This window comes from Corallococcus sp. bb12-1, assembly GCF_026626765.1.
Classification (GTDB): Bacteria; Myxococcota; Myxococcia; order Myxococcales; family Myxococcaceae; genus Corallococcus; species Corallococcus terminator.
In genome coordinates this window covers 174577-185056 of sequence record NZ_JAPNJZ010000030.1, presented here as the reverse complement: position 1 = coordinate 185056, position 10480 = coordinate 174577, and the positions used below count along the sequence as shown (strand labels likewise).

9 protein-coding genes are annotated in these 10480 nt (G+C 68.5%); 4 read left to right on the top strand and 5 right to left on the bottom strand.

Annotated features, from left to right (window positions below; genetic code table 11):
- Nucleotides 1-74 precede the first annotated feature (74 nt).
- Together OV208_RS37275 and OV208_RS37270 are read left to right on the top strand one after the other, a co-directional pair.
- Complete coding sequence (locus OV208_RS37275) at nucleotides 75-1940, top strand: hypothetical protein (RefSeq protein WP_267578717.1); 1866 nt, start codon at nucleotides 75-77, stop codon at nucleotides 1938-1940.
- 68 nt (nucleotides 1941-2008) lie between these two features.
- Nucleotides 2009-3130: a heparan-alpha-glucosaminide N-acetyltransferase domain-containing protein gene (locus OV208_RS37270; RefSeq protein ID WP_267578716.1), complete on the top strand. Its 1122-nt coding sequence runs from the start codon at nucleotides 2009-2011 to the stop codon at nucleotides 3128-3130.
- Here OV208_RS37270 and OV208_RS37265 read toward each other — a convergent pair.
- Nucleotides 3090-3578 (bottom strand): VOC family protein, encoded by a 489-nt coding sequence (locus OV208_RS37265; RefSeq protein ID WP_193430115.1) that lies wholly within the window; start codon nucleotides 3576-3578, stop codon nucleotides 3090-3092. The two genes, OV208_RS37270 and OV208_RS37265, sit on opposite strands and share 41 nt — an antisense overlap.
- Nucleotides 3579-3719: 141 nt before the next feature.
- Between OV208_RS37265 and OV208_RS37260 the strand changes: the two genes are divergently transcribed.
- A complete protein-coding gene (locus OV208_RS37260; protein ID WP_267578715.1) occupies nucleotides 3720-5546 on the top strand; it encodes a vWA domain-containing protein in 1827 nt (608 codons plus the stop codon).
- Nucleotides 5547-5639: 93 nt separating this feature from the next.
- Here OV208_RS37260 and OV208_RS37255 read toward each other — a convergent pair whose 3' ends face one another.
- A complete protein-coding gene (locus tag OV208_RS37255) occupies nucleotides 5640-6248 on the bottom strand; it encodes a hypothetical protein (protein ID WP_267578714.1) in 609 nt (202 codons plus the stop codon).
- 118 nt (nucleotides 6249-6366) lie between these two features.
- Here OV208_RS37255 and OV208_RS37250 point away from each other — a divergent pair, with 118 nt between their 5' ends.
- On the top strand, nucleotides 6367-7062 hold the full coding sequence (locus OV208_RS37250; RefSeq protein ID WP_267578713.1) for an expansin EXLX1 family cellulose-binding protein: 696 nt from the start codon (nucleotides 6367-6369) through the stop codon (nucleotides 7060-7062).
- 31 nt (nucleotides 7063-7093) lie between these two features.
- On the opposite strand, the gene OV208_RS37245 is transcribed toward OV208_RS37250, so the two are convergent.
- The 3 genes from OV208_RS37245 to OV208_RS37235 all read right to left on the bottom strand — a co-directional run bounded on the left by OV208_RS37245 (nucleotide 7094) and on the right by OV208_RS37235 (nucleotide 10411).
- Nucleotides 7094-7954 carry an alpha/beta hydrolase gene (locus OV208_RS37245; RefSeq protein ID WP_267578712.1) on the bottom strand — a complete coding sequence of 287 codons (861 nt, stop codon included), beginning with the start codon at nucleotides 7952-7954 and terminating at the stop codon, nucleotides 7094-7096.
- A 46-nt stretch (nucleotides 7955-8000) separates the two neighbouring features.
- Entirely contained in the window at nucleotides 8001-8822 is an 822-nt protein-coding gene (locus tag OV208_RS37240) for an alpha/beta fold hydrolase (RefSeq protein WP_267578711.1), read from the bottom strand.
- 137 nt (nucleotides 8823-8959) lie between these two features.
- Nucleotides 8960-10411, bottom strand: a complete 1452-nt coding sequence (locus OV208_RS37235; RefSeq protein ID WP_267578710.1) for a sigma-54-dependent transcriptional regulator — start codon at nucleotides 10409-10411, stop codon at nucleotides 8960-8962.
- Nucleotides 10412-10480: the final 69 nt, after the last annotated feature.

Genomic DNA, 10480 nt, shown 5'->3' with positions numbered 1-10480 from the left:
GAGACCTGACGACCAGGGGTGCGAAGTGGGCCGCGCCGGAAGGATGCGGGCGGGCGAAGCGTACTAGCGCTTCCATGACCAACCCCATTCGACGCGCCCTCGCGGCGCTGCTGACGCTGACGTGTCTCGGGGCGCTTCCGGCCCTGGCCGCCACGGGTGTGCAGGGCCCCGTGCCGTCCGCCTTCCAAAACAGACTGATGGTGGGCCTCTTCGAGGAGGCCGGCCAGAACTGGATGCGCGACAGCAACGTCCCCTGGGACACGCGCTACCGCTACTTCACCAAGGGCTGGGCGGACAACTGGGGCTACGGCGCCCGCGACGGCGCCTGGGCCGCCAGCTTCTTCACGGAGACGAAGGCGCAGGGCTACGTCCCCGTCGTCACCTACTACCAGCTCTTCGGTGAGCCGGGCGGCGGCGAGCAGGAGACGCTGGCGAAGCTGAAGAACGCCAGCACCATGCGCAGCTACTTCGAGGACGTGAAGCTGCTCCTCCAGCGCGCGAAGACCTTTGGTGGCCCCGTCGTCGTGCACGTGGAGCCGGACGCCGTCGGCTTCCTCCAGTTCCAGACGAACTCCAACCCCAACACCTACGCGGCCATCGCCGCCTCCGGGATGCCGGAGCTCGCGGGCGTGCCCAACACCGTCGCGGGTTGGAGCCTGGCGTTCCTCCAGTTGCGCAAGGCGGTGGGCGCGAACAACGTCGTGCTCGGCCTGCACATCTCCGCGTGGGCCAGCGGCAAGGACATCGCGTTCAACTCGCTCACGGATCCGCTCCAGCCGGAGGTGGACAAGGTCGTCGCGTTCATCAACCCGGCGGGGCTCGCGTCCAACGTCACGGGCTCCACCTACGACGTGCTCGTGGGGGATCCGCTGGACCGCGACGCGGACTTCTACCGGCTCACGCAGGGCGCGGACCACACCTGGGACATGAGCGACACGGCGTCCCTCACGTCCCGCTCGTACAACCGCTATGCGGAGTGGCTGCGGCTCTTCAACCAGACCACCGGCAAGCGCTGGGTGCTGTGGCAGATTCCGTTGGGCAATTCCAACCACCTCAACGTCAACAACAGCGGCGGCGCGCGCCAGGGCTACAAGGACAACCGCACCGAGTACTTCTTCGGAACGAGCGGTGACGCGCACCGGCGCAAGTTCGCCAACGTGGGCGTCGTCGCCCTGATGTACGGCGCGGGCGCGGGCGGCCAGAGTTCCTACCAGAACGACCTGGCCACCGACGGGCAGCCCTACCTGAAGAAGCGCGCGGGGGCGTTCCTCCAGGCCGGTGGCCTCTCCCTCCCCGCAGCCGGCACCACCCTGCCGCCCCCGGGAGGCGGTTCGACCGACGCGGGCACGCCCCCCACCGATGGCGGCGTGGACGCTGGCACCGATGGCGGCACGCGGCCGGATGGCGGCGGGGACGGGGGCACCGATGGCGGCACCCAGCCGGATGCCGGCACGACGGACGGCGGCACCGGAACGTCCGACGCGGGCTCGCCGGCCGACCCCTCGAAGTATGGCTTCGAGTCCAGCACGCAGGGATGGAGCGCGACCGGCGCGGCGCTGTCCGCCGTCAGCACCAGCACCACGAAGGCCTACGCGGGCACCCGTTCGCTGGCGGTGACCTTCAATGGCACATCTGGCAAGGGCACCGTGGCCGTGGCCAACGCGGCCGTGCCGGCGGGCAGGACGGTGACGTTCCGTTTCTGGCTCCCCACCGGCAGCAAGCTTGTCGGCGTGCAGCCCTACGCCCTGGAAGGCGCCGCCGCGAACTGGCGCTGGACGGGCACCTGGTACGCCGTGGGCAGCCTCAAGGCGGGCGCGTGGAACGCCATCACGGTGAAGCTGCCGTCGGGATCCACCACACCCCTGTACCAGTTGGGCGTGGAGTTCCAGACGAGCGGAAGCTGGACGGGCACGGCGTACGTCGACGCCGTCACCTGGTAGCGCCCTGAGGGATCCGGTCCCGCGGGTGCGTGCAACCGCCCGCGGGACCGACATAGGGTAGCGCCGCCTTGAGCCCCCTGCCCCTTCCGACCCCCGCCTCCCGCGAGCGCGTGCGCGCCATCGACTGGCTGCGCGGAATCTCCGTCCTCTTCATGGTCCAGTGCCACGCGCTCGCGCTGCTCACCCCCGAGCTGCGCAAGAGCGTGTGGACCGGCTGGCTGCTGAAGCTCGACGGGCTGGTGGCCCCCGCGTTCATCTTCTCCGCCGGGTTCGCGCTCTCGCTCCTCATGGTGCGCAGCGCCGCGGGCGGAGTGCTGGGCGACCGCGTGCGCCGCAACCTCCGCCGCATCGCGGAGGTGTTCGCCGTCGCCGCGCTGGTCAACGCCGCGTGGTTCCCCGTGCTGAAGGAACCCGTGTGGCTCTTGCGCCTGGACATCCTCCACTGCGTGGGCCTGTGCCTGCTGCTCACCCTGCCCCTGGCGGCGCTGCTGGCCCCGCGTCCGCGCGTGCTCGCGGCCACGGCGTTCGTGCTGGCGATGATCGCGTTCGCGCTCGCGCCCTTCACCGACAGCGCCGGCGAACCGTGGGCGTCGTTCCTGCGCAAGTCCTCCTGGGCCACCTTCCCCCTGCTGCCGTGGATCGGCTTCGCGTGGCTGGGCGCCTTCTCTGGCACCATCGCGGGTGCGTGGGGCCGCGCGGGACTGGCCCGGGCCCTGGTGTTGCTCGTCGCGCTGGGGCTCGCCGGGACGCTGATGCCGCACCTGCTCAGCAGCCTCTATCCCGCGCACCGCTTCTACGTCACCAACCCGTCCAACTCCGCCACCCGCTTCATGTGGGTCTGCGCGGTGCTGCTCGGGCTCTTGTTGGTGGAGGGCCGGATGGCGCCGGACGCGAAGCCCTCGCGGGCCCGGCGCTTCCTGGAGGTGTTCGGGACCGCGTCGCTGTCCGCGTACTTCTTCCACGAGATGCTGTTGTTCTACCGGACGTTCGGATTTTCGTTCCAACGCGTCTGGGGCGACCGCAGCGGGTGGCTCCAGTACGCGGGACTGGTCGCGCTGCTCATCGCGTGCACCTACGCGCTGTGCCTCGCGGTGGATCCGGCGGAGCGCGCGCTCAAGAAGGGCTTCGCGCGCCTCCACCAACTCGCGCTCAGTGGCCCGTGGATGCGGCCTGTTCGAAGGCGCGGATGACGTCCGGCGGGGCCTGCACCAATTCGATGAGCACGCCCTCGCCGCTCAGCGGGAACTGATCGCTGGCCTTCGGGTGGATGAAGCACACGTCGAAGCCCGCCGCGCCCTTGCGGATGCCGCCGGGCGCGAAGCGCATGCCCTGCCCCTCCAGCCACTTCACGGCCGTGGCCAGGTCGTCCACCCACAGCCCCACGTGGTTGAGCGCCGGGTCGTGCACTTTCGGACGTCCGTCGGGATTGACGGGCTGCATCAGGTCCACCTCGACCTTGAAGGGGCCCGCGCCCGCCACGACGATGTCCTCGTCCACGTTCTCCCGTTCGCTGCGGTAGGTACCATGGGCCTGGAGGCCCAGGGTGTCCACCCACAGCCTGCGCAGGGCGCCCTTGTCGAGCCCCCCGATGGCGATCTGCTGGATGCCCAGAATCCGGAACGGTCGTGTCGTCTCCATGGGCGGGCACCGTCGCAAATGGGATTTCCCCACGCAAGGGCGGCCCACGCCCGGCGCCGGGAAAAATTCACCGGATAAACCCATTCCGGACGTCGGTCGTTTTGAAGGGCACGCCTTCTTCTTCCAGTCCGGGAGCCCTCAATGTCCGCCTTCTTCTCCAAGCGCCGCGTGTCCTTCCTCAGTGGTGCCCTGCTCTCCGCCAGCCTCGTGGCCGCGTGCTCCACCTCGCAGGCCCCCGCGGGGCAGAACGGGCTGACCCAGTACGAACCGCGCCCGTCCCGCGCCAACTCCGCGCCCAGGGATGACGCCCCCGCCCCCACGACGCCCGCCCCCATGGAGCACGAGTCCGACGAAAGCGCCCTGGCGCTCTCCGCCCCGCCGCCCCCTGAGAGCGCCGCGCCGGAACCCATGCGCCGTGCTCAGCCGGCCCAGCAGCAGGCGATGGGCAAGATCATGGCGCCCGCCAAGCCGATGCCGTCCGGAGCGGCCGGGCTGGGCATCTCGGGCGTCGGCGCCGGGGGCGGAGGAGCGATGGCGGTCGCACCCGCCCCCGTGGCGGAGAAGTCCAAGAAGGAGCAGGCCGAGGACAAGTCGCTGGCCGAGCCCGGCAACACCTTCGAGGTCTACAAGCCCAACGCCTTCACCGAGACGACGAAGGACGCGCTGTCCACCTTCGCGGCGGACGTGGACACGGCCTCCTACTCCATGGCGCGGCGCTACCTGCAGAACGGCCAGCTGCCCCCCACCCACGCGGTGCGCGTGGAGGAGTTCGTCAACTACTTCAAGTACCGCTACACCCCGCCGGAAGAAGGCGCCTTCACGGTGCACCTGGAGGGCGCGCCGTCACCCTTCAACGCGCGGCGCCACTTCGTGCGCGTGGGCGTGCAGGGCAAGGTCGTCTCCCGTTCGCAGCGCAAGCCCGCGCACCTGGTGTTCCTGGTGGACACCAGCGGCTCCATGGCGTCGTCGGACAAGCTGCCGCTGGCGCTGGAGTCCATCAAGATCGCGGTGAAGAACCTCAATGAGAACGACACCGTGGCGCTCGTCACCTACGCGGGGTCCACGAAGGACGTGCTGGCGCCCACGCCGGCCACGGACGTGAAGAAGATCCACGCGGCGCTGGACACGCTGGCCGCGGGCGGCGGCACGGCGATGGGCTCCGGCATGGAGACGGCCTACAAGCACGCGGTGAAGAAGGCGTCTGGCAGCGTGGTGTCCCGCGTGGTGGTGCTCACCGACGGTGACGCCAACATCGGCCCCAACCTGAGCGCCAAGGACATGCTCGCCAGCGTGCAGAAGTACGTGTCCGAGGGCGTGACGCTCACCACGGTGGGCTTCGGCATGGGCAACTACCACGACTCGCTGATGGAGCAGCTGGCGGACAAGGGCAACGGCAACAGCTTCTACGTGGACAGCATGAAGGAGGCGCGCAAGGTGTTCGAGACGCAGCTCACCGGCACGCTGGAAGTGATTGCCAAGGACGTGAAGTTCCAGGTGGAGTTCAACCCGAAGGCCGTCAACCGCTACCGCCTGATGGGCTACGAGAACCGCGACATCGCGGACAAGGACTTCCGCGACGACAAGGTGGACGCGGGTGAGATTGGCGCGGGCCACACCGTGACGGCGCTGTACGAGGTGGAGCTGACGGGCGAGTCGCAGGAGCTGGCCACGGTGCGCATCCGCGCCAAGGCGCCCAACGGCACGGAGGCCAAGGAGCAGGCCTTCCCGCTGACGAACGCCAACATGAAGGCGTCCCTGGAGGCCGCGTCGTCCGACTTCCGCTTCGCCGCCGCCGTCGCCGCCACCGCGGACATCCTCCGCGCCGCGCCCGCCGCCGAGGGCTGGAGCCTGGCCACCGCGCAGAAGCTCGCGGAGAGCGCCGTGGGCGGCGATTCCGACCGCACCGAGTTCGTGAAGCTGATTGGCCAGGCCCGCGCGCTCACCAGCGCGTCCGCCCGCGGCCGGTAATCCCCGGGGAGACAACCAGGGTCATGCAGCAAGGGGGTCCCCGCCCGTCACCGGAATGCTCCGGTGACGGGCGGGGTCTTTTTCAACGGTGGCTCAGTTGAAGGCGTAGATGCTGGGCGGCGTGGTGCTGGTGAAGAAGTTCGTGAACGTGGCGCTGTAGTGGATGCCGCTCACGCCGTTGATGGTGCCGGACATGTTGCCGACCACATTCACCGTCGTGCCGTTGGTCTGGATGGACGGGTTGCCGGTGGTGATCTGCCCGTAGGGATAGTCCGCCTGGATGTCGGCGTCGCGCACCACGGCCAGCGTCGCGGGATCCACGTGCTTGAGGCCCAGCCGGATCGGCGACGAACCGCTGAAGGTCCCCTTGAAGACGAACGCCGGCACCAGCCCCAGCGCGTTGCCCCGCATCTCCAGCTTGGGCTCGTAGCCGTTGGAGGTTCCGAGCACCACCGACTGACCGGCGGTGTAGGGGCACCCCGTGCCCCCATTGCGCGTCAGGGTGATGTTCCAACTGGGCGGCGCGGTGGTGACCTGCGTCGCATTGAGCGTGAAGCTGCACCCCTGCGACGTAGCCGTCGAAGGGAAGATGAAGGCCGCCTCCTGCTGCGCCAGGTGCTCCTCCTCCACCAGCTCCGGCCCGCCACAGGCGGACACCACGAGAGCTGAACCCAGACACACCGCGCGCGTGAACTTGTTCATTGGCAAAACACCTCGGTACTTCGGGGAAGGGTTTGCATCCTAGCAAACACAATCACCGTCGCCAGGGGCAGGCGGATGTCTGCCCTTGACGCAGGGCAGCGCGTGTATGCTGGCCGGTATGAACCGACCGTCCTTCTGGAATCCTTCGCTGTTGGTGGCCGTGGCCTCGTTCGCCTGTGGAGGCTGTGGCGATTCCGCCTCCGGTGGCGGCGTGACGCTGGGCGAGGAGCAGAAGGGAATCGCGACCTACTACGACGCCAACGGAAGCGGTAATTGCAGCTACGACAAGGGCGGCGACCTGATGGTGGCGGCGATGAACGCCGACCAGTACGACAACAGCGCCGCCTGCGGCCAGTGCGTGGACATCGTCGGCCCCAAGGGGAACCTGCGCGTGCGCATCGTGGACCAGTGCCCCGACTGCGAGAAGGGCCACCTGGACCTGAGCCGCGAAGCCTTCGAGAAGGTAGCGGAGATGAAGGACGGCCGGGTGGACATCACTTGGACGCCGGTGTCGTGCGACGTCGCCGGCCCCGTGAAGTACCACTTCAAGGAAGGCAGCAACCCGTGGTGGACCGCCATCCAGGTGCGCAACCACCGGCTGCCCATCAAGAAGCTGGAGTGGAAGCGCGGCGGTGACTGGAAGAGCCTGCGGCGCGAGAGCTACAACTACTTCGTCACCGACGAGGGCGTGGGCGAAGGCAGCTTCCAACTGCGCGTCACCGCCAGCGACGGCCAGCAGCTCACCGACACGCTGGAGAAGGTGCTGGACGACGGGTCGGTGGACGGAGCGGAGCAGTTCTCACCCCAGAAGTAGGCACGCCCCACCCGCCCGGTCCGGCTTTCCGCTACCCTCTCCCGGCGGAAGCGATCTGGGCGCTGGCGCCCGGGATTCGCGCCTCGATCCACTCCACGACGTCGGCGAGGACCTGCTCCTTGCCTTCATCGTTCAGCAGATCGTGGAAGTAGCCTTCGTACAGCTTGAGCGTCTTGTCGGACGAGCCCGTATCCCGAAGGAAGCGCTGGCTCCCGCTTGGCTTCGTCACGCGGTCCTCCGTGCCGTGGAGGATGAACACCGGCAGCGTGATGAGCGGGAACTCCTTCTTCAACCGCTCGTCCGCGCGAACCATCTCCGCCACGGAGTTCGCCGCGTAGTTGATGTGGGGGATGAGCGGGTCGTTCAGCATCCGCGCCACGAACGCCGGGTCGCGCGAGAAGTCGGCATCCTTCAGGTTCAGCACGTGCGCGTGCGGCGCGATGTGGCTCAGGCCCTTGAGGATCGTGAGCGCGAAGTCCGGTGCCGGCACCTCGTGGGCGAAGCTCTCGCAGATCAAGCCCGCCAGCTCCTGCTGGTTCTCGAGGGCGTACGTGCACGCGACCACGCCGCCCGCGCTGTGTCCGAGCAGGAACACCGGCAGCCCCGGGTTCTTCGCCCGGGCCCGCGCGATGAAGACCTTCAGGTCCGCCACGTAGTCCGCGAACACGTCGACGTAGTAGCGCTCCCCGTCGGAGCGACCGTGCCCCCGCAGATCCATCGCGTGCACCGCGAGGCCGCGGGCCGCGAGCTGCCGCGCCGGCCCGTCGTAGAGCCCGCTGTGCGCCTTGAAGCCGTGTTGGAGGATCACCACGGCGCGCGGCGGACCCTCGGACTTCCACGACCGGGCGAAAAGCTGGATGCCGCCCGAACCTTCGAACGTTTCTTCAATCATGTGTGAGCCTTCAAGTGGGAGGTGGGTGTTCGCGGCGTGAAGCGGATCAGCCCTGGATGAACGCCAGCAGGTCCGCGTTGAACTGATCGAGCTGGGTGGCCATCAGGCCGTGCGAGCCTCCCGGGTACACCTTGAGGGTCGCGTTCTTCACCAGCTTGCTGCTGAGCTGCGCCGCCGCTCCGATGGGGACGATCTGGTCGTCATCGCCGTGGAGGATGAGCGTGGGGACGTCGAACTTCTTCAGGTCCTCGGTGAAGTCCGTCTCCGAGAACTGCTGGATGCAGTCGAGCGCGGCCTTCAGGCCGACCTGCATGCTCTGCAGCCAGAACTGGTTGCGCAGCCCTTCGCTCACCTTGGAGCCGGGCCGGTTGGCCCCGTAGAACGGAGCACTGAGGTCTTTGTAGAACTGCGACCGATCATGGGCGACGCCCTTGCGGATGCCGTCGAAGACTTCCAGCGGAAGCCCCCCGGGGTTCTGCGCGGTCTTGAGCATCAGCGGAGGCACGGCGCCGATGAGCGCGGCCTTCGCGACGCGGCGGGTGCCATGGCGGCCGATGTAGCGCGTGACCTCGCCACCGCCGGTGGAGTGTCCGACGAGCACGGCGTTCTTGAGGTCGAGCTGGTGGAGCAGCTCCGCGAGATCGTCCGCGTAGGTGTTCATGTCGTTGCCCTGCCAGGGCTGGCTCGAACGACCGTGGCCGCGGCGATCATGGGCGATGGCGCGGAAGCCCTTCGACGCGAAGAAGTTCAGCTGCTCGTCCCAGGCGTCGGCATTGAGGGGCCAGCCATGGCTGAAGACCACCGGCTGCCCCTGGCCCCAGTCCTTGTAGAAGAGGGTCGTCTTGTCCTGGGTGGTGATCGTGCTCATGCGCGGGTCGCTCCTGGAGGGGGTGAGGCTTGTCCACGGAGCCACTTTGCAGTGGACATGCCACACGACCCACGGAGCGATTCCACGCACTTGGGTGCGGAGACCCGCGCACTGCTGGCCAGTTTCCTTCCAGTTGCTCAGTTCGAAGCCAGGTCCGGGTCGGAGCCATCCTCGCCCGAGGGCTCCGTGCCGTTCGGAAACAGGGCCCGAAGCTTCAACCGCAAGGTCTGGCGAGAGACGCCGAGCGTCCGCGCGGCCTGGCTCTGGTTGCCCTGCGAGGACTCGAGCACGGCGGTGAGCAGGAACCGGTCGAGCTCGTCGTGGGCTTCGGCGTAGAGGTGTGTTGTCTTCAGCGCCAGCCGCTTTTGGATGAAGTCCTCGAGCACCATCGGCGCGACGCCCGCGCCGGGGGACCTGACCGGATTGAGCAGCGATGGCAGGAACAACGGCAACAGCACCGTGCCGCTCGCCTTGAGCAGGGCCTGCTTGAGCACGCTCTGAAGCTCACGCACGTTGCCCTGCCAGGGATGGGCGGCCAGCAGCGCCAGGGTCTCCGGCGGAATCTCACGAATGTCGCGGCCCAGCTCCGCGCTGAAGCGGCGGACGTAGTGCCGGGCCAGGGTCGCCACGTCGTCGCCCCGCTCGCGCAGGGGCGGCAGGTGGATGGAGAACACGCCGAGCCGGTAGAAGAGATCCGCCCGGAACCGCTCCTGGGTGGACAGCCGCGCGAGGTCCCGGTGCGTCGAGGCGATCACCCGCACGTCAGTGTGGATCGTCTCGTTGCCGCCCACGCGTTCGAACGTGCGCTCCTGGAGGACCCGCAGGATCTTGGCCTGCAACGCGAGCGGCATGTCTCCCACCTCATCGAGCAGCAGCGTTCCCCCGTTGCACTGCTCGAACTTGCCGATGCGCCGACGGTCCGCGCCGGTGAAGGCGCCCTTCTCGTGGCCGAAGAGCTCGCTTTCGAGCAGGTGTTCGGGAATGGCCGCGCAGTTCAGCGCGAGGAAGGGCGCCTTCGAGCGGGCGCTGTGCTGGTAGAGCGCCCGCGCGACCAGCTCCTTGCCCGTGCCGCTCTCGCCGGTGAGCAAGACCGTCACGTCCTGCGCGGCCACCCGGCCGATGGATTTGTAGACCTCCAGCATCGCCGGACAACCGCCGATCAGCGATCCCTCCGCGCGCTCGTCGGGAGGCTCCTCGTTGAGCAGCACCGGTGACCGCATGCGCCGGGCCACTTCACAGGCTTCGCGGACCGTCTGGCCCAGCTGCGCGAGGTCGAGCGGCTTGTGGAGGTAGTTGAAGGCGCCATGCTTCATCGCCTCGATGGCCGTGTCCGCCGTCTTGGCCATGGTGATGAAGACGACGGGAATGCGGGCGTCGATGGCGCGGATCTGCTGGTACACCTCCAGACCCGACTGATCCGGCAACATCAGGTCGAGCAGGATGACGTCGGGCGTCTCGCGGCGCACGCTCGCCAGGCCATCCCGCCCCGTGCTCGCCCATCGCACGCGGTGTGCAGGGGCTGGGAAGAGCTGTCGGACCTGGGCGGGGATGACCGCCGCGTCGTCGTCGATGAGAAGAACATCCGCCATGCGGTGCACCCTCGGAGTGTGCGACTACGCAGCCTGCTTGATGTCGGGCATCATCGCGAACAGCCTCCC

Excerpts from the sequence above, each read along its gene's own strand:
- OV208_RS37255 (WP_267578714.1), bottom strand. The coding sequence starts at position 6,248 with ATGAACAAGTTCACGCGCGCGGTGTGTCTGGGTTCAGCTCTCGTGGTG.
- OV208_RS37235 (WP_267578710.1), bottom strand. The coding sequence starts at position 10,411 with ATGGCGGATGTTCTTCTCATCGACGACGACGCGGCGGTCATCCCCGCC.
- OV208_RS37265 (WP_193430115.1), bottom strand. The coding sequence starts at position 3,578 with ATGGAGACGACACGACCGTTCCGGATTCTGGGCATCCAGCAGATCGCC.
- OV208_RS37275 (WP_267578717.1), top strand. The coding sequence starts at position 75 with ATGACCAACCCCATTCGACGCGCCCTCGCGGCGCTGCTGACGCTGACG.
- OV208_RS37260 (WP_267578715.1), top strand. The coding sequence starts at position 3,720 with ATGTCCGCCTTCTTCTCCAAGCGCCGCGTGTCCTTCCTCAGTGGTGCC.
- OV208_RS37250 (WP_267578713.1), top strand. The coding sequence starts at position 6,367 with ATGAACCGACCGTCCTTCTGGAATCCTTCGCTGTTGGTGGCCGTGGCC.
- OV208_RS37240 (WP_267578711.1), bottom strand. The coding sequence starts at position 8,822 with ATGAGCACGATCACCACCCAGGACAAGACGACCCTCTTCTACAAGGAC.
- OV208_RS37245 (WP_267578712.1), bottom strand. The coding sequence starts at position 7,954 with ATGATTGAAGAAACGTTCGAAGGTTCGGGCGGCATCCAGCTTTTCGCC.